Consider the following 19,157-nt stretch of genomic DNA (forward strand, 5'->3'; position numbering starts at 1 on the left):
GCTTAACCGATAAGGCCGGCGCGCTGTCATACGCAGCGCGCCGGCCTTTCTTTGTTTCGATATCAAAAAGCCCGGTCGGTAGCCGCGAAAGCTACCGACCGGGCAAATCGTAGGCAATATGGTTGCTGTCGAGCAGCTGCTCAGCTTAGCCCAGCAGGCTCAGACCCACGGAGACAAACGCCAGGATAACGCCGACGATGGACTCGCCGCCGAGCAGGCCGCTGGCAACGACCAGACCCTGTTCCTGGAAGGCGGCGTCCTTGGCAGCCCTCTCCTCGTCGGAAAGACCAGCGGTGGCGTCGCGGTGGGCGGACCACTTGTCGTAGGCGAGTTTGACGCAGGAGCCCAGGAATGCCGTGAGCGACATGTAGAACGGCAGGTACACGCCCAGGCCGATCATCATGGCCGGAATGCCGAGCCAGTACATGACGATGCCGGCAATAAAGCCGCCCGCGAACCACGGCACGCTCGGGATACCCGAGACCATGGTGGCAACCACGCTTGCCTGCGCGGCCACAAAGCTCTTATCGGGACCAAAGGCATCCGGACCATAGGCGGTGACGAGCGCGACCATGACGGCGGCGGCGACCAGGGCGCCCACGATGCCGCCAATGGCCTGGCCGATCCACTGCGCACGCGAGTTGGTGCCCAGCACGGCGCCAGCCTTAAAGTCGTTCATGACGTCGCCCGCAAGGCCGCACGCCACGGCTACGATGCCGGCGATAAAGAACAGCTTGACCTGAGCGATCTGTGCGAAGGCAGCCACGATGAGCATGACGATGAGGCCAAAGATCTCCATGGGGTCGATACCCGTCTGGCCGCAGCTCTGCGCGCTCATGATGGTGGTGACAAAGGTGAACAGCGTGACGATGACGGCCGGGACGGGACCAAGGTCGAGCGCGATGGCAACGATCACGGCGATGGCTGCGGTGCCCAGGCCGATGATGCCGGCGTCGAGCTTAAGGGAGCCCGAGATGAGCGACTGCTCGTTGGTGTCGGTGGAGCTGTCGGCGGCGAGGCCGCGGACGATGCCGGTGACCTGCGGCAGGATGTCCTTAAGGACGACGGCGACGCCAAAGCCCATCATAAGGCCCATGCCGAGGGACTTGACGATACCCTGCGCGGTCACAACATCGAACAGACCGGCAGCGGTGCCGCCGACGATGATGCCAAAGTTGCCCAGCAGCGCGCCGGCAAACCAGAACGCGACGGGGGCGAAGCCCACCAAAAAGCCGATGGACAGCAACATGGGCGAGTTATAGATGGCAAAGGTCACGCCGGGGATATTGAGCGTGCACAGCATGCTGGGCACCACACCCAGAGCGTCGCGCAGCACACTGTAGATGCCTGCGATGGCCATGGAGCCAAAGAGCTGCTTGCCGGTCTTGCCGCCGGCCTCGGTGGCGCGCAGGGTCTGAGCTGCGGCGTTGCCGGTGGGGAACTCCAGCGCGGCGTCCACGATAAAGTGACGGTGGATGAGCGCTGTAGCCAGAAGGCCCAAGATGGTGCCGGCAAGCGCCACGATAAACATGTCGAGCCAGCTGATCTGGTCGGCATAGCCCAGCATCCAGGCGCCCGGGATGGTAAACGCCAGGCCGCCGGCGACCATGGCGCCCGCGGACATGATGGTGTGGGTAACGTTGGCCTCGTTGAGGCTGGCGTTGCCCATGAGCTTCAGGAAGAACAGCGAAATGACGGCAGCGAAAATGATCGGCCAGGGGAGTGCGCCCATCTTGAGGGCCGTGTAGGCCGAGCTCGCCGTGATGATTACGCAGCCAAAGACGCCAATGACGACGCCGCGCAGCGTGAGTTGCCCGCGCATCGAAGCACGGTTCGAGGGATTACTCATTTAGAACTCCTTTGCGTATATCCGCTTCCCCCGGGAGCGCCGCTACGGATACGGCGCGGGAAGTCGGGTTACCAAGGGCCGCCGCGTGAGCTCGCAAACGACCGCGCACCAGTATAGCCGCAAGCTAGTCATTTTGGGATGACTGGTTTAGGTAGGCGATATACTGCTGGGCAGACGAAAGGAGCGCCGACGATGCTTAATGGGTGCGCATATATATTGACGGTCGACGTGGGCAACACGTCCATTCGCTTTGGCCTGTTTGCCGAGGATTCGGCCGCGGCACAGGAATGTCCGCTTGCGACGTGCGAGATCACGACGCCGTCGAGCATCACAGCCGACGAGGCGCGCATGCGTCTCGTGCAGGTCATGGCTGCACTGGCGGCCGATGCGGGCATGCCGGGCGCGCTTGTGCCCGCGGCTGCTGTGCTGAGCTGCGTGGTCCCGGCGCTCGAGCGCCCGTGGAAAGCGGCGCTTTCCCGCACCTGCACGGGGCGCGTGCTCACGGTGGGGCCGGGACTTAAGACCGGCATGCCCGTGCACTACGACGATCCGGCCGAGATTGGTCCCGACCGCATCGCCGACGCCGTGGCGGCCCGTGCCGTCTACGGCTCTCCGTGCATCGTGATTGACCTGGGCACCACGACCAATATCGAGGTCATCGACGCGCGCGGTACCTTTGTGGGCGGCGTCATCGCGCCGGGTCTGGCGCTTGGCGCCCGTTCGCTTTCGGCGGCCGCGGCGCGTTTGCCTCAGGTCGAGCCCTCGGCGCCCACGCATGTGATCGGCCGCAACACGCGCGAGGCTATGCGCTCGGGCGTGGTCTTGGGCGAGGTGGCCCGCATCGACGGCATGCTCGACATGGTGCTCGCCGAGATGCGCGCGACCAAGGCCGCGGGGAAGGGCGACGTGCCCATCGTCATTACCGGCGACGACGCCGAGGCGCTCGCGTCGCTGGTCGGTCACAGTCTGACAGTCGACGATGCGCTGACGTTGCGAGGACTGGCCGAGCTCTACCGCATCAACCAAAAGCCCCGCCGCGTGTAAAGGTGAGGGCGCCGGTGGGACAAACGCCTCCACCTTTCACCTGCTACAATGGGTCAAACTATTGCGATTACGGAGGTGTCTGCCATGTCGGACGATCTTCATCAAACTTCGTCAGGCAAGCGCCTGGACGTCATTAGCTGGGACGAGTTCTTTATGAGCGTGGCTATCGCCGCGCAGCGCCGCAGCAAGGACCCCAACACGCAGGTGGGAGCGTGTATCGCCAGCACCAACCACCGCATCCTTTCGGTGGGTTACAACGGTACGCCCTCGGCGCTCAACGATGACTTTTTCCCGTGGGGAACGAGCGATGACCCGTTGCAGGACAAGCACAACTACGTGGTGCATGCCGAGGCAAACGCCGTACTCAACTACCGCGGTTCGCTCAAAGACCTTGAGGGTTCCACGGTCTACGTCACGCTGTTCCCGTGCCACGACTGCGCCAAGATCCTGGCGCAGGTGGGCGTGGGCGAGGTCGTCTACCTGGACAATAAGTATGCCGACACCGATGACGGCCGTATCAGCCGCCGCATTCTCGACTCCTGCGGCATCAGCTACCGCCAGGTCATCGTCGATGTTCAGATTGGTACCGGGGGACAAGCTCAGCAGTAGTGCGTGCCAACGCCAGCTGGCGGCAAAACAGCCAAAAGAGCCCCGTCCCAAATTGACTACTCGTGAAAGTCGCGTCTGCGCGCATGGACGGCTCGTGAGCGGGTACATGGCTGTAGTAACATAGCTTCTGTCCGCGGGCGTGCCCGCGTTATTGTGAGAAAGGAGCCCCTGTGGCTGTTAACGAAGAGCTGCTTAAGAAGGTTCTTGAAGAGATTCGCCCCAACCTGCAGGCCGACGGCGGCGATATGGAGTATGTGGGCGTCGACGACGAAGGTGTCGTCAAACTGGAGCTGCAGGGCGCTTGCGCCGGCTGCCCCATGAGCTCGCTGACCCTGTCCATGGGTATTGAACGCATCCTGAAGGAGCATGTGCCCGGCGTTACCCGTGTCGAGCAGGTCAATGCCTCCGGCGAGGCCGAGGACCTGTACGACGAGTATGCGCCGTTCTAAGAAGCGAAAGCTGCGGGCGATATGCTCCGCATAGACGTCACGCCCGAATATGCGGCTGCGAGCGCAAGGCCCGCGGCCGCATTTGTATGTAGGGAGTAGGAGGGTCGACATGCTCAACGACTTCTACCATATGCTTGATCCTGTCGCGATCTCGGCGGGCCCCATCACCATCTACTGGTACGGCCTGGCCTACGTGGTCGGCGCCCTGCTCACGGCGGTCGTCATGTACCGCACGCAGCGCCGTTGGGGTTTTGACATTACGGTCGACGACCTGACGAGTGTCGTGGTCGGCGTAGTCTTTGGCCTTATCATTGGCGCCCGCCTGTTCTACGTCATCTTTTACGGCGACGGCTACTACTGGGCGCATCCGCTCGAGATCTTTGCCACCAACGAGGGCGGCATGAGCTTCCATGGCGGCCTGGTGGGCGGCATCATCGGCGGCGTGCTCGTGTGCCGCATGTACAAGCTCGACGCCTGGACCATCGCCGACCTTGCCGTTATCGGTGCTCCGCTGGCCTTATGTCTGGGCCGTTGTGCCAACTTTGTCAACGGAGAGCTGTGGGGCAAGCCGACCGATCTGCCCTGGGGCGTGATCTTTGGCGGCACCGCGGGCGATATGCCGCGCCATCCCTCCCAGCTCTACGAGGCATTCCTCGAGGGTATTGTGCTCTTTTGCATTCTGCAGGTGCTCAGCCGCAAAAAGCCGCTGCTGCCCCAGGGTACGTTTATGGGCGTGTTCGTGATGGGGTACGGCATCGTCCGCTTTCTCGTTGAGTTTGTGCGCGTGCCCGATGCCCAGCTGGGTTATCTGCTGGGAGGCGTCATCACCATGGGCCAGCTGCTGAGTCTGCCGCTCGTGATTGCGGGCCTGGCGCTCGTCATCTTTGCCCTCCGCCACAACCGTCCCCAGCGCATCTACCTCGACGCCTAACCACCACAAAGGGGACAGGCACCTTTGTGGTGGTTTGCTGGGTAACGATGACAGAACAGCAACGTTTCCCCAGATAAAACCTGCCAAAATAAACCTGTCCCTTTTTGGCAGGTTTCTAGAAAGGCTCTTTGGACTGTGAAGGATTCCGATCTCTCCACAACGGCTGCGCGCGACGCTGCCCGCATTGTCTGGTTTAAGCGCTACCCCGCCAAGCAGACGCTCATCGCATTTTTGCTCGCGCTGTTGGCGACCACGGCGTTTTCCATCGATCCCTCCCCGGTGTCGAGCAACGCAGTCTTGGCGATTGACCCCAAAGCCTCGGGCATGCTGTACGTGTGCTACGAGGTGCTCCTCTCGTTTGCCGGCCATACCGACGCGGTCATGCTGCTTGCACTTGCTTGCCTGCTCACCTTGCCGTTTCGCTACGTGTTCTTTGGCCGTGGCGACACCTGGCGTCCATCGATCGTTCTGCCGTCGCTGTTCTTCGCCATCTGCATGGTGTTCGGCCGCAGCTACGATCTCACCGACTCGGCCGAGATTGTCCTTGGCGACAAATCCCGTATCATCTGCGCCTGGATTGGCGGCGCGGGCTGGATGCTCTTGGCGGTCGTTGCCTTCTACCTTGCCTTTGAGTGTCTAGATTGGCTGAGCTCTCGGCGCATTCCGTTTTCGGAAGCGCACTTTGGCCGCGTATGGCGTGTGACTCACGCCGTGCTCTCGGTCCATCCCTTTGCCGGGCCCTTCCTGGTGCTTATGATCGCCTGGGCGCCCACGCTTATCGCTTCGCTGCCCGGCCTTTTTATGGGAGATACGGGTGCGCAGATTCGCCAGTGGTTCAACTACCCCAACGGCACGAGTGACTACCTGCGTCTGCTCAATCCCAATGTGTTGCTCAACGGGCATCACCCCGTGGTGCACACGGCTATCATCGGTTCGTGCGTCCAGCTGGGGCTTTCACTGTTCAACAGCGCTAACGCAGGTCTTGCCATCTACACCTGTGCTCAGTTCGTCATCACGGCCGCCTGCATGGCGTATTCCATTTCGTCGCTGCGCAAACTGGGCGTGAGCCTGCCGGTTCGCGGTGCGATCCTGCTGTTCTTTGCGTTTATGCCGATGTTCTCTAACTACGCGGCGTTGCTCACCAAAGACGTGCTCTTTGCCGACGCGTTTTTGGTGCTGTTGATGCAGACCGTCAAGCTCGTGGCATGTGGCTTGCCCCGTCGTGATGCCAATGTCGAGCGAGCGGGCGAGAAAGCCCCCGTGCTCTTTGCGCGCCACGACTGGCTGCTGCTCGCTCTGGGCGCCATGGGTTCCACGTTTCTGCGCAACGGCGGCCTGGTGTTTCCCCTGGCGGCATGCGTAATCGCGGCGGCGTTTTGCGTATGGGACGTGCATGTGGCTCGTCGTGCAGCCAAGCAGACTGGCGCTGCGCCTTCGGGCGCCATCCCGCGTTTCCGCTGGGTTGGCGTTCTCGCGGTGCTCGCGCTCTGCCTTGCCTCTAATATGTACTTCACCAAGGTCTTTATGCCGGCGCACGACATTACGCCCGGCTCCAAGCGCGAAATCCTTTCGATTCCGTTCCAGCAGACGGCTCGTTTCGTCCAAAAGCACGACGGCCTCAACTCGGGCGTCAACCCTACGGTTAAGGAGGACGGCACCATCGTGGAGGCACCCTGCGACGGTTTGGTGACCGACGAAGAGCGCGCCGTGATCGACCGCGTGCTCAAGTACGAGAATCTGGGCCGCCGCTACAACCCCGACAAGTCCGATGCCGTCAAGAACTGCTTTAACGAGTACGCCTCGCAGGAGGACATCGATGCCTATTTTGAGGTATGGGTCCAGATGTTTAAGAAGGATCCCGAGTGCTATATTTCGGCGCTTATCAATAACTACTATGGTTATTTTTATCCGAGCGCGCGCGATGCCTGGGTCTACAGCACGGCGCGTAGTGCCGAGATCATGGCGCGTCCCGACAACCTCAAGTACTTCGACTTCCATCCGGTCGATAGCAACGTAGTGCGCTGGTGCGACCACCTGATCAATCTGTACCGTGTGGCGGTGCAGCGCATCCCGTTTATTTCGCTCACCATGAGCTCGGCCACCTATGTGTGGATCATGATCGCCGTGGTGGTCTATCTGCTACGTCGTCATTCGTGGCGTGCGCTGGCGATCTGGGTGCCGCTGCTGGGCGTGCTCGCCGTGTGCCTGATCGGTCCCTGCAACGGCTCGACCTACATGCGCTATCTGTATCCGGTCATCGCCTGCATGCCCTTTGCCATCGGCGCCACCATCACCCGCAGCGATCTCCTCTGGTCCTAACTTGGTGCATTGGGGTCAGGTTTCTTTGCACCAAAGGGGGGCATCATCACGACGCCTTCATTTTGGGGTTTATCTCGCAGGCCAGTAGGTATATCATAACGACGTTTGTTTATATTGCCCGAGCATCTGCGCTGGGCTTTAGGTCGAAACCGATAGGAGACACGTATGTCCGGACACTCTAAGTGGGCCACAACCAAGCATCGTAAGGGCGCGCAGGACGCCAAGCGTTCCGCCCTCTTCTCCAAGCTGAGCCGCAACATCACCGTTGCTGCCCGTCTCGGCGGCGACCCGCTGCCCGAGAACAACGCCAGCCTCGCCGCTGCCGTTGCTAAGGCCAAGGCTCAGTCCATGCCCAAGGACAAGATCAAGTCCGCTATCGACAAGGCCTTCGGTTCGGGTGCCGATGCCGCCGTCTACGAGAACATCGTGTACGAGGGCTACGGTCCCGCCGGTGTCGCCGTCTACGTTGACTGCCTGACCGACAACCGCAACCGCACCGCCGCTGATGTCCGTTCCGCCTTCTCCCACGCTGGTGGTAACCTGGGCACCTCGGGCTCCGTCGCCTTCCAGTTTGAGCGCAAGGGCCAGATCGTCGTCGCCAAGGAGATCCTGGACGAGAACGCCAAGAAGGAGACCATGATCGCCAACGGTGCTGCCGGTGACGAGGATGAGTTCATGATGGCCATCGCCGAGGCCGGTGGCGAGGACTACGAGGACGCCGGCGAGGAGTGGATCGTCTGGACTACTGCCAACGAGGTCATGGCTGTCTCCAAGGCGCTCGAGGAGCAGGGCGTCCAGGTCAAGGGCTCCGAGACCACCATGGTCCCGACCACCCCGACCGAGGTCTCCGGTACCGACGCCAAGAAGGTCCAGCGCCTCATCGACCGTCTCGAGGAGCTCGACGACGTCCAGGACGTCTACAGCACCATGGACATGACCGACGAGGTCATCGCTGCCCTCGAGGAGGAGTAGCGCCTGCACGGGTTAAGCCGTGCATATCTGGGCATAATGAAGCGAGCATGCAAGCCTCGTGGAATAGATGAGCCGGATCCGCGTGCGTATGGCACCGGACCCGGCTCTTTTATAATGATACGAATCGTTTTGCATTCTGTGGACCGAAACCTGAAGGGAGCGCGCGTGCGCGTACTCAAACGAGCCCTAGCGATCGTGTATCTTGCCGCCGCCATCGTGGCGCTGGGTACGCTTGTCTGCCAGTTCTGGGGACCGTATACGTATCGCTTTATGCTGCTGATGCGCGATCCGCTGCCTCGCATCGTTGTTACGGCGTGCGGCGGTGTCGTGGCGCTCGGCGTGCTCGTGTGGTTCTTCCGTCTGATGTTTGCTCGTCGCGAGCCGTCCTGCGTGCATCCGGCGGGGGAGCGTAATATCGAGGTCACGCTCGCTGCCCTCTCCTCGTGTGCTCGCACCGCGGTAGAGCGCGACGACCGCGTGATGGTCGAGCATGTCGAGGCGCGCGTGCAGGGCTCCGACGAATCGCGTGTCCGTTTTAAGGTCGACGCCATCGCGCTCGACGATCGGGATGTGGCCTCCCTTGCGGCCGCGATGCAGCAACGTATCGAGGAGGCCTGCGACACCATGCTCGGCACGCCGGGCACGACTGCGCGCGTTCGTTTTTTGCCGTCCAAGACTACCGTCCAGACCGTGGAGGTTTCCGGTGAGTGATACCAATCAAGACAAGACCGCTCGTACGCCGCGCCTGACGATTGACCAGAGCGCTGCGCCGGCGAGCGAACCTGTTGATTCCAAAACAGAGGCAACCGAGTTACATGACGCGGCAGCCGCGGATTTTGACGAGGCTATGGGTCTCATCAAGGGTACGGGCACTGCCATCTGGAGCTATGCTGTGCGTCATCCCAACACCACGCTCGGTGCCGTCGCTGGCTTTATCCTTGCCGTGTTGGTGCTCACGCTCGGCCTGTGGGACACGCTCGTCATTGCATTCTTCGTGCTGATCGGCGCCGTGATCGGCCAAATTCGCGACGGTGAGAACGGGATCGTCAACTTCTTCGGCCGTCTGTTTAGCGGCCGCTAATATGTATTCGACTGTCGCATCCGCGGCAGGCATAAGGAGGAACCATGGCTTTTAATACGAAGGTCGATGTGGCCGATACCGAGCTCGAGGCAGACGAGACCGTCACCGCCGAGGCCGAGGACGTAACGCTCGAGGATGAGGCGCTCGTCGAGGCCGAGTCCGATGTGGATGAGGATGACGAGGAAGCGGACGAGTCCGAGGACTCGCTGACCTATTCCAACGGTGTGATCGAAAAGATCGTTGCCATGGCCACCCGCGAGGTTCCGCACGTTCTGGGCATGAAGGGTAACCTCATGCACTTTGTGCAGGAGCAGTTTGGTGCCGAGAATCTGACCAAGGGCGTGACGGTCGAGGTCACCGATGACAATCGCGTGGTCGTCAACATCTCCGTCATCATCGAGTACGGCGCCTATGCGCCCGCGATCTTCGACGATGTCAAGGCACGTGTCACCGAGCGCCTTGCCGCGATGACCGGCCTTGAGGTGGCGGGTGTCAACCTGCGCATCGAGGACGTCATCACCCCCGAGGAGTACGAGCACCGCACCAGCCAGCACGAATAACCTTCCAAAAAGGGACAGGTTTGTTTTGGCAGATTTTATCTGCGAAAACGTTAAACGGCCGACCGCGCAAGCAAAAGCGTGGCCGGCCGTTATTTGTATGCCCCCCGATGTAGGCATACCGCTCGTCTAACTAGGGGTTGCAATCGTCGCGTTCCGCGTTACCCTAATGGGCGCATTGTTTCCAAATTGTTAACGAGGGGTTGCCGTAATGGCCGACGAGCACGAAACAGAAAGCAAGGCATGGGCGATTGAGGCCGCCGCGGCAGAGGCGGCATCACGTGCTGCCGAGGAGATGCATCGTCCTCCCGTGGTGCCGATGGAGCGCGTGGTCGATCGCACCGATATCGAGCGCGGCGAGCGTGCCGGTCAAAAGCGCAGCCAGGAGCCGGGCTTCCCGCGCTTTTTTGCCGAGCTCAATCTGGGCCTGATTCTTACGGCCTTTGCCATCGTTGCGTTTAAAACCCCTAATCACTTTGCTTTTGGCGGCACCTCGGGCGTGTCGGTCATTCTGTCCACGCTGTTCCCGACCCTGCCCGTCGGCGTCTTTATGTGGATTATCAACGCGGTTCTCGTCGTTTTGGGCTTTATCTTTTTGGAGCGCAAGGCAATCCTGTGGAGCGTCTTCGCCTCGTTTGCGTTGTCCGCCTATGTTTCGCTGTTTGAGCTCTTTATTCCGACCGATGTCTCGATGACAGGCGATATGTGGCTTGACCTGTGCTTTGCCGTGATCCTGCCGGCGCTCGGCAGCGCCATTGTCTTTGATATTGGCGCCTCGACGGGCGGCACGGACATTCTCGCTATGATCCTCAAACGCCGCACCACGCTCGAGATTGGTCGCGCCCTGCTGTTGGTCGATATCGGCATCGTGACCATCGCGGCCTTTTTGTATGGCCCGCGTGTCGGTCTGTATTGCGTGCTCGGCCTGTTTGCCAAGACGCTTGTGGTCGACAAGGCCATCGAGAGCATCCATCTTCGTAAGGTCTGCACGGTCATTTGTTCCGAGCCCCTTAAGGTCGAGGAGTTTATCGTCAAGCATCTCAACCGCACGGCGACCATCAGCCGCGGCTACGGTGCCTTCTCGGGCAAGTGCGTGACGGTGATCATGAGCGTGCTGAGCCGTCGCGAGGCCGTGCAACTGCGCCGCTATGCGCGCGAGGTCGATCCGGGTGCCTTTATCACGATCGTCGACAGTTCCGAGATCGTCGGCAAGGGTTTTCGCGGTACGAACTAGCACAGACGTATTCAACGAACCGCCTGCTGGCGCCGTGTACCTTGCAAATCGGTCATCTTTGAGTATTTGACCCCACATTGGGCAATAATGATGCTAAAGACAACGTTTGCGATCCAAGTGATTCGTTCAAGATACGAAGGGATGATTCTATGTTCTGCTCGCAGTGCGGCGCCCCCATGGGCGATAACGACAAGTTCTGCGGCGTGTGTGGTGCTCCTAATGCCGGTGCCGCTGGCCCCGCTCCCCAGGGACAACCTCAGCCCCAGCAGTTTGTTCCGCAACCGCCCGTGGCGAATGCGCCAAAGGGCTGTGTGGCTCAGGCGTTCCAAGATATGACCAAGACTCCGGGCGTGCTTCAGCGTGTATGCCAAATCGCGTTTTTGCCGGCGCTGATTTGCGTTGTGTCAGTGCTCGTGTTGTTTATTCCCGTTATTGGCGGCATTGCGGCTGCCATCGGCTTTTTGGCAGCTTGCATTGCGAGCGTGTGCGGTTCCGGCTTTGGCATCGAGTGGGGTCGCGATCTGTCGCTTAAGATCGATGACGGCATGGATCGTCCGCTGATGCGTTCCACGTCGTTTGGTCTCGGAGTCTTTTCGAGCGTTATTTCGGTCGTGCTCGAGGTTATCGCTGCCATTCCCGTTATCGGTGTAGTGCTTTCGCTGGTGGAGGGCGTGGTAATTGGCGCCGCGGGCTCGTATTCTTATTACGGCTCTTATGCGCTCGAGGCTGCGCTGTTCGGTTCGCTCGGCCTGCTTGTCCTGGCGCTAATTGCCTCGGCGATTCTGGGTGTCTTCTTTAAGATGTTCGCCGACATTGCCGTGATGCACTTTGCGGTGACCGGTCGCGTCGAGAGCGCGTTTTCGCTCGATAAGGTTTGGGCAGCCTTTAAGAACAATAAGACCAAGCTGTTCTGCGCTTCGTTCCTTCCCGAGTTTTTGACGGGCCTGGTCGCCAATGTTGTCACATGGATCTTGACGGTCGTCTTTGGCGCCGTTGCCTCTGTCGGTATGTATAGCTACTACTATCGTCCTACGGGTATTGAGGCGATTGTTGCCGGCGGTGGCATCACACTCGTGCTGTTCCTGGTGCTGGTCGCTTTTGTCACCGTATTTCTTACGGTCTTTGGCAAGATGCTCAAGCACCGTGCCGTTGGCTATTGGGTTGCACGTTATGCAAGCGAGTGGGCCGACGAGGACAAGGACGACGTCCTGACTTTTGTATTGCCCTTCGAGAAGAAGTCCGCTCCCTCGGGTTACAGCTCTCCGGATGTCGCGCCTGAGCCCGAGCCCAAGCCTGAGCCGGCACCTGCACCCGCTCCCGCGACCGAGCCTGAGCCGGCGCCCGAGCCTGAACCGGCGCCCGAGTCTGAGACGGCATCTGAGCTTGAGCCTGCGCCTGAGCCTGAGCCTGAGCCTGAGCCGGCACCTGCACCTGAGTCGGCGTCCGAGCCAAGCTCCGACGAGGAACCTCAGGACGAGTAGCCATGCCGTCTGCCATTTGGGGACGGGGTAGAAATAGCGCTTGAAAAATGAGCGGGGGCGGACGTGTCGAAACGTCCGCCCCCGCTCTGCTTTAGCCAGGCTGTTATGGATGGGTGTGACGACTACTCGTCGTGCTTCTCCTCGCGGCGTGCAGCAGCGCGTGCGTCGTGGATGCCCTTGATCGCGGCATGGCGAGCCGTTCGGGCATCATGGATGGCGTCGCGAGCCTCGGCGGTCGTCGCCTTGGCAGAGCGCAACTTGGCGGCCAGATCGGGGTTGGTTTCGGCGACCGCGGTAATCGCGGGGCCGTCGAGCTCCTCTTGCGTGGGCTCGGCCAAAAAGTCGATAGCATACTGGGCGGCCACCATGGAGCCCTTTGCCAGCACGGTCTCGTCAATCTTGTAAAAGCAGGAATGTTGGGCGTACGTGGCGCCAATCTTGGGGTTGCGCGTACCTACAAAGGCGAGCACGCCCGGTACGCGACGCAGGTACTCCGAAAAATCCTCGCCCGAAAGCGTGCCGCGATAATGGCCTTGGCCGGCGGGGCCCAGACACTTAATTACAGCCTGACGGCAGCGCTCGCTCGAGGCCGCGTCGTTTTCGACCTTGTAGTTGGCGATGGTGTAGTCGGTGAGCTCTGCCTCGGCGCCCAGGGCTGCCGCGGTATGCTCCACGATGCGGCGCATGAGCTCCGGCATTTCCTCGTGGGTCGAATCGCCGTAGGTGCGCACTGTGCCGGCGAGGTAGGCCGTGCCGGCGATAACGTTGCGCGCGGTTCCGCCATGCAGCTCGCCGACGGTGATGACGGCCGGCTCGTATGGGCTGATTTCGCGCGAAACGATGGTCTGCAGGGCATTGACGATCTCGGCGGCAACCATAACGGCGTCGTGGCCGCGCTGGGGCATGGCGCCGTGGCACGAGGTGCCGCGGACGTCGATGCGGAACCAGTCGGTATTGGCCATGCGCGGTCCGGGCTCGCAGCTCACGGTGCCGGCATCGACCTCACTCCAGATGTGCGCGGCGTAGGCGCCATCGACGCCGTCGAGCACACCCGTGCCGATCATGAGCTTGGCGCCCTGGCCGTTTTCCTCGCTGGGCTGGAAGACGATGCGGACTTCGCCGTGGATGTCGTCGGTCATATGGCGCAGGATTTGCAGCGTGCCGAGCATCATGGCGATATGGCAGTCGTGGCCGCAGGCGTGCATGCAGCCCTCGTTGACGCTGGCGAACTCCTCGCCGGTCTGTTCGGTGACGGGCAGGGCGTCGATGTCGGCGCGCAGCAGGATGCGGCGGCGTGGCGTGCCGTCCTCGAGATAGGCATCCGGCGCGGTACCGCGAAGCGTTGCCACCAAGCCGGTCTTGAGCGGACGCTCGTAGGGGATATTCATGGCGTCGAGCTGGTTGGCGATGTCGGAGGTCGTGCGCTCCTCGGCAAGGCTCAGCTCCGGGTGCTTATGGAAGTGCCGGCGCTGCTTGATGATATATGGTTCAAATTCGGTAGCGATATCTTGGATGGCCGCGGTGACGTCGTCAGCCGCGCGAGCCTCGGTCGCTGCCATAATCTGCTGTGCCTTGGTCTTCGTCATGGTCGATTTGCTCCTTGCTGGGTTGATCGCAAAATCGTACAGGCTCTCTCCAGTATGCCACCTGCCGCTAGGGCTGGTAAAGTTGCCGTTTGCCGCTTGGGGTTTTGTTACAAGGGCGGGGGAGTACACTCGGGGGTGTTGAATTTCCTGCCAGAGATGGGGATGCCCATGCAACATATCGATCGGATTATCCGCTCCAAGAACGTCTTTACCGCGCAAGACGGCATCGATACCACCCGCGAGCTGGCGATTGCCATCGCAGGCGACCGTATCGTCGCAGTCGGTGCGCCCGATGACGTGATCGCCGCCGCTCCTGCCGCTACGTCGGTTATCGACTACGGCGAGCAGTTTGTCTGCCCCGGTTTCCATGACGCTCATCTGCACTTCTTCCATACCTCGGTCGGTTCCTCGCCGTACATGCTCATGGATATGGGCACGTCCGAGGCGGCGCTGGTGCAACATGCGCTCGAGTTTTCCCAGGACCTGCCCGACGACGCTTGGGTTGTGACGCAGGGCTGGCGCGACTACCGTTGGGACCCGCCCGAGCATCCTACCAAGGCGTCGCTCGATGTGGCATTCCCCGATCGTCCCTGTGTTATGTATTCGGGCGACGGGCACACGCTGTGGCTCAACAGCCGCGCACTCGATGCACTCGGCGTCACGCGCGACAGCGAGCCACCAGCGGGCGGTAGCTACGACAAGGACGCAAACGGCGAGCTCACGGGTATTGCTCACGAGGCGGCTGCCATGCAGCTGCTACCGCGCTGCCTTGAGTGGCTGGGCGAGGATCGCATCGCAAGCGCTTACGCCGATCAAATGAGGCGGATGGCCGAGCAGGGCATCACCTCGATATGCGATATGTCGCTCATGCCCATGCCGGGCTGCGATTTTATCCGCGACGACGTCTACGACAAACTGCAGGCAGCCGGCAAGTTGGGCATCCGAGCCCATTTGTTTCCCACGCTGCTGGATGACCAATCGCGCTTGGAAGAGCTGCAGGTACGTTACGCGAACAACGCGCTGCTCTCGGCGCCAGGCTTTAAACAGTTCTTCGACGGCGTGTCGAGCGAGCATACGGCGTATCTCACCGAGCCCTATACCAATCCGCGCTTCCCGGGCGACCAAGGTCGCCTGACGGTTCCTGCCGAGCGTATGCGCAAGCTGGTCCTCGCTGCCGCGGAGCGTGGTCACACCGTGCGCATCCACGTCATCGGCGACGGTGCCATCCATGCCGCGCTCGATATCTTTGAGGAGGCCGCCGAACTGTATGGCCTGCCCCAGCACAGTCATAACACGCTTGAGCATCTGGAGAACCTCTTGCCCGAGGACATCGATCGCCTGCGCAAGCTCAACGTGGTTGCTTCGAGCCAGCCCTGCCACATTACACTCGACCCGGGTGGACCGGAGCGCGACCTGGGCCTGGAGCGCAGCCGCATCATGTGGCCGTTTGCGACCTATAAGCAGCGCGGCATCCGCCAAGCCTTCGGCACCGATAGTCCCATCACAGCCGTTACCAGCATGAACGTGCTCTACACGGCCATCACGCGCCAAGACCCCAAAAGCCACTGGCCCGAGGGCGGCTGGTTACCGAGCGAGCGTATCGATGCGGCAACAGCTCTGCGCAACTACACCCTGGGCAGCGCCTACGCGGCAGGCGACGAGCAAAACCTCGGCAGCTTGGAGCCCGGCAAGTATGCCGACCTGGTAGTCCTGGACCAAAACCCGCTCATCATCGATCCCCAAGAGCTCCAGACCACTAAGGTTCAGGCCACCTACCTGGCAGGCAACTTGATTTACGAGCGCTGACGTTCATACCGCACCGTTAAACGCGGCTCGGGCAGTCTATTTTGGGATGGCGCTCGAGCCGCATTTGTTTGCCGATGGGGGTTCGTTAGGAGCGTCCCCGCTCTGTTGGATTTGGGCGCGGGGTTGAGGTGCTGCTGTCTCGTGCGCTCAATTTGGACATCAGCAATGCTGACTCTTAGTGTTTTGCATACTTCCCATTACAGATTGCATAAAAAGGCTGGGATGTTCTTCCTGATCCTGATGTACCCCCGCCCGTGCCGTGCAAAAAACGGAGTATTCAGCACCACGAGCTCTGCCGGTGCCGCTGCGGCTGAGTAACGTTGCGGAGATTGACGTCATTTTGGGCTCCGGTACGGCGCGAAGTACGCCCATTTGTCCCAACGGGGTCTGCCCACCGACCAAAACCGCCCGCTGAAGGCGTTCTTGGGACCAATAAGGTATGTCCGGCGCGTATGCAGCCGTCCTGGCTTGCTGAATACTCCCAAAAATGCACGGTGCTTCCCAGGGGACCCGTGCGCGCAGCGAAAACCATACCCACGTTCCTATCCGCATCGCCATTTTGCTGCACTGACTTTTCTGAATGTCGGGCCCGAATTAGTTAGCCTGCCTCCCGTGTGGCTCCGGAGGGGCGGGGCATAAGGTTTATCGCGAGTTCCGCACGAGCCGAAGGCCACTTAATGTGGCCTTCGTGCGAGCAGGACTGCCCGAGCAGGAAACCTTACGCCCCGCCCCTCCGGAGCCACACGGGAGGCATCGCTAAGTTATCCCCCGGCATTCAGAAAATCTAAGTGCCAAAAAATAAGATTTTTTGACTCCGTGTTGTATAACCCGCCATTCGTGGGTACCATTCAACGCGTACGCAAACAAAAAGGGTTAATTCGCGTGGTATAACCGCGCGGCCCAAAAAGGAGGAGACAAGCATGTCGTCTTTGAAGCCGCTTGCAGATCGTGTTCTGGTCAAGCCCGACGAGGCCGAGCAGAAGACCGCTTCTGGTCTGTACATCGCCAGCAACGCTCAGGAGAAGCCGCAGCGCGGCACCATCGTTGCCGTGGGCGCCGGCAAGGTCAACGACAAGGGTGAGCGCATCCCCATGGACGTCAAGGTTGGCGACGTTGTCATCTACGGTAAGTTCGGTGGCAACGAGGTCAAGGTCGACGGCGAGAAGTATCTGCTGATGCGCGCCGACGACATCTACGCTGTCGTCGAGGCCTAGTCTCGTCAGAATCTCTGATTCGTCTTTGAACGCGCCCGCCGCATAGGACTCGGAAGCGGCGACGCGAGTCACATTTCTTTTGGAGGATTACCTACCATGGCAAAGAACATTACGTTCAACACCGATGCCCGCGCTAAGCTTGCCAAGGGCGTCAACACTCTGGCCGACGCCGTTACCGTCACCATGGGCCCCAAGGGTCGCTACGTTGCGCTGCAGCGCACGTTCGGTGCCCCGACCATCACCAACGACGGCGTTTCTGTCGCCAAGGAGATCGAGCTCGAGGACAACATCGAGAACATGGGCGCTCAGCTGGTGAAGGAGGTCGCCACCAAGACCAACGACACCGTGGGTGACGGCACCACCACCGCAACCCTGCTCGCCCAGGCCATCGTCAACGACGGCCTGCGTAACGTCGCCGCTGGCGCCAACCCGCTGGCCATCCGTCGCGGCATCGATAAGGCCGTCAACGCCGCCGTCGCCGAGATGAAGAAGCAGGCCAAGCCGGTCGAGACCAAGGAGCAGATCGCTTCCGTCGGTACCATCTCCGCCGGTGACCCCGAGGTCGGCGAGAAGATCGCCGAGGCCATGGAGGTCGTGGGCAAGGACGGCGTCATCACCGTCGAGGATTCCCAGACGTTCGACATCACCATCGACACCGTCGAGGGCATGCAGTTCGACAAGGGCTATGTCTCCGCTTACTTCGTCACGGATAACGACCGCATGGAGGCCGTGATGAAGGATCCGTACATCCTCATCACCGACCAGAAGATCTCCAGCGTTCAGGACATCATGCCCGTTCTCGAGGCTGTCCAGCGCGCTGGCCGTGGCCTGCTCATCATCGCTGAGGACATCGACGGCGAAGCTCTGCCTACCCTGGTCCTCAACAAGATCCGTGGCGCCCTCAACGTCTGCGCCGTCAAGGCCCCGGGCTACGGCGATCGCCGCAAGCGCATTCTCGAGGACATCGCCGTCCTCACCGGTGGCCAGGCTGCCCTGGACGAGTTGGGCGTGAAGGTCGCTGACATCACCGCCGATATGCTCGGTACCGCTAAGTCCGTCACCATCTCTAAGGACAACACCGTCGTCGTCGGCGGCGCTGGCTCCAAGGAGGCCATCGACGCCCGTATCGCTCAGATTAAGGGCGAGATGGAGAACACCACCTCTGACTTCGACCGCGAGAAGCTCCAGGAGCGCCTGGCCAAGCTTTCCGGTGGCGTTGCCGTCATCAAGGTCGGCGCTGCTACCGAGTCCGAGCTCAAGGAGATCAAGCATCGCGTCGAGGACGCCCTGCAGGCTACCCGCGCTGCTGTCGAGGAGGGCATTGTCGCTGGCGGCGGCGTCGCCTTCATGGACGCTGCTCCTGCGCTCGACGCTGTCGAGATCGACGACCCCGAGGAGAAGATCGGCGTCGACATCGTCAAGAAGGCTCTGACCGCTCCGGTCGCTACCATCGCCAAGAACGCTGGCTTTGAGGGCGCTGTCGTGGTCGACAAGGTTGCCGAGCTGCCCGCTGGCCAGGGTCTCAACTCTGCCAACGGCGAGTGGGGCGATATGATCGAGATGGGCGTCCTCGACCCCGTCAAGGTCAGCCGCGTCACCCTGCAGAACGCTGCTTCTGTCGCCAGCCTGATCCTCATCACCGAGGCCACCGTCTCCGATGTGCCCAAGAACACTCAGCTTGAGGATGCTATCGCTGCTGCTACCGCTGGTCAGCAGGGCGGCGGTATGTACTAAGGCCGACAAGGTCTAGAACTCCCACCGGGAATCCGGGGGCGGGACGGGGGTTTCTCTCCGGAACGTCCTCGGACATGCAAAGAGGCTCCGCATCGCGCTTCGCGCTGCGGAGCCTCTTTGCGTCCTGCGGAATGTTCCGGAGAGAAACCCCCGTCCCGCCCCCGGATTTCCTGCGTTTACGGCCTTGAGGTCGGCGGGCGGAGAAGGACGTGGTTGATAGGGATACGTGTTCCTTTCGCTGTTTCGCGCTTTGCGCGAAAGGCGCGTTACTTTGGGATGGGTGGGGAACGT

The 19,157-nt window shown here is 61.1% G+C and carries 16 protein-coding genes; 14 read left to right on the forward strand and 2 right to left on the reverse strand.

Annotated features, from left to right (window positions below):
- Positions 1 to 145: 145 nt before the first annotated feature.
- On the reverse strand, positions 146 to 1,849 hold the full coding sequence (locus AAA021_RS06925) for an OPT/YSL family transporter (protein WP_349088598.1): 1,704 nt from the start codon (positions 1,847 to 1,849) through the stop codon (positions 146 to 148).
- Positions 1,850 to 2,041: 192 nt separating this feature from the next.
- On the opposite strand from AAA021_RS06925, the gene AAA021_RS06930 reads away from it, so the two are divergent.
- The 11 genes from AAA021_RS06930 to AAA021_RS06980 all read left to right on the forward strand — a co-directional run bounded on the left by AAA021_RS06930 (position 2,042) and on the right by AAA021_RS06980 (position 12,526).
- Positions 2,042 to 2,893, forward strand: coding sequence for a type III pantothenate kinase (locus AAA021_RS06930; RefSeq protein WP_349088599.1), 852 nt, complete (start codon positions 2,042 to 2,044; stop codon positions 2,891 to 2,893).
- A gap of 84 nt (positions 2,894 to 2,977) precedes the next feature.
- The gene (locus AAA021_RS06935; protein ID WP_227790583.1) at positions 2,978 to 3,502 is read left to right on the forward strand and encodes a dCMP deaminase family protein; all 525 of its coding nucleotides are present in this window, start codon (positions 2,978 to 2,980) and stop codon (positions 3,500 to 3,502) included.
- Between the two features lie 170 nt (positions 3,503 to 3,672).
- Positions 3,673 to 3,951: a NifU family protein gene (locus AAA021_RS06940; RefSeq protein ID WP_035137589.1), complete on the forward strand. Its 279-nt coding sequence runs from the start codon at positions 3,673 to 3,675 to the stop codon at positions 3,949 to 3,951.
- A gap of 109 nt (positions 3,952 to 4,060) precedes the next feature.
- A complete protein-coding gene (lgt, locus tag AAA021_RS06945; RefSeq protein ID WP_349088601.1) occupies positions 4,061 to 4,882 on the forward strand; it encodes a prolipoprotein diacylglyceryl transferase in 822 nt (273 codons plus the stop codon).
- Positions 4,883 to 5,017: 135 nt separating this feature from the next.
- A complete protein-coding gene (locus tag AAA021_RS06950) occupies positions 5,018 to 7,201 on the forward strand; it encodes a DUF6020 family protein (RefSeq protein WP_349088603.1) in 2,184 nt (727 codons plus the stop codon).
- Positions 7,202 to 7,366: 165 nt separating this feature from the next.
- A complete protein-coding gene (locus tag AAA021_RS06955; protein WP_117640266.1) occupies positions 7,367 to 8,173 on the forward strand; it encodes a YebC/PmpR family DNA-binding transcriptional regulator in 807 nt (268 codons plus the stop codon).
- Between the two features lie 165 nt (positions 8,174 to 8,338).
- Entirely contained in the window at positions 8,339 to 8,884 is a 546-nt protein-coding gene (locus tag AAA021_RS06960; RefSeq protein ID WP_349088604.1) for a hypothetical protein, read from the forward strand.
- Positions 8,877 to 9,254, forward strand: coding sequence for a DUF2273 domain-containing protein (locus AAA021_RS06965; protein WP_349088605.1), 378 nt, complete (start codon positions 8,877 to 8,879; stop codon positions 9,252 to 9,254). The genes AAA021_RS06960 and AAA021_RS06965 overlap by 8 nt, the downstream gene beginning before the upstream one ends.
- 44 nt (positions 9,255 to 9,298) lie before the next feature.
- Positions 9,299 to 9,814: an Asp23/Gls24 family envelope stress response protein gene (locus AAA021_RS06970; protein ID WP_006234930.1), complete on the forward strand. Its 516-nt coding sequence runs from the start codon at positions 9,299 to 9,301 to the stop codon at positions 9,812 to 9,814.
- 208 nt (positions 9,815 to 10,022) lie between these two features.
- The gene (locus tag AAA021_RS06975) at positions 10,023 to 11,045 is read left to right on the forward strand and encodes a YitT family protein (RefSeq protein WP_349088607.1); all 1,023 of its coding nucleotides are present in this window, start codon (positions 10,023 to 10,025) and stop codon (positions 11,043 to 11,045) included.
- A gap of 149 nt (positions 11,046 to 11,194) precedes the next feature.
- On the forward strand, positions 11,195 to 12,526 hold the full coding sequence (locus AAA021_RS06980) for a zinc-ribbon domain-containing protein (protein WP_349088608.1): 1,332 nt from the start codon (positions 11,195 to 11,197) through the stop codon (positions 12,524 to 12,526).
- 122 nt (positions 12,527 to 12,648) lie between these two features.
- On the opposite strand, the gene AAA021_RS06985 is transcribed toward AAA021_RS06980, so the two are convergent.
- Entirely contained in the window at positions 12,649 to 14,112 is a 1,464-nt protein-coding gene (locus AAA021_RS06985; RefSeq protein ID WP_349088609.1) for a M20 family metallopeptidase, read from the reverse strand.
- Positions 14,113 to 14,280: 168 nt separating this feature from the next.
- On the opposite strand from AAA021_RS06985, the gene AAA021_RS06990 reads away from it, so the two are divergent.
- The 3 genes from AAA021_RS06990 (at position 14,281) to groL (ending at position 18,866) form a co-directional block, all read left to right on the forward strand.
- Positions 14,281 to 15,918 (forward strand): amidohydrolase, encoded by a 1,638-nt coding sequence (locus AAA021_RS06990; RefSeq protein WP_349088610.1) that lies wholly within the window; start codon positions 14,281 to 14,283, stop codon positions 15,916 to 15,918.
- A gap of 920 nt (positions 15,919 to 16,838) precedes the next feature.
- A complete protein-coding gene (groES, locus tag AAA021_RS06995) occupies positions 16,839 to 17,132 on the forward strand; it encodes a co-chaperone GroES (RefSeq protein ID WP_022094351.1) in 294 nt (97 codons plus the stop codon).
- A 96-nt stretch (positions 17,133 to 17,228) separates the two neighbouring features.
- On the forward strand, positions 17,229 to 18,866 hold the full coding sequence (groL, locus tag AAA021_RS07000; protein ID WP_006234938.1) for a chaperonin GroEL: 1,638 nt from the start codon (positions 17,229 to 17,231) through the stop codon (positions 18,864 to 18,866).
- Positions 18,867 to 19,157: the final 291 nt, after the last annotated feature.

Origin of the sequence: Collinsella sp. CLA-JM-H32, assembly GCF_040098165.1 — a bacterium.
GTDB lineage: Bacteria > Actinomycetota > Coriobacteriia > Coriobacteriales > Coriobacteriaceae > Collinsella.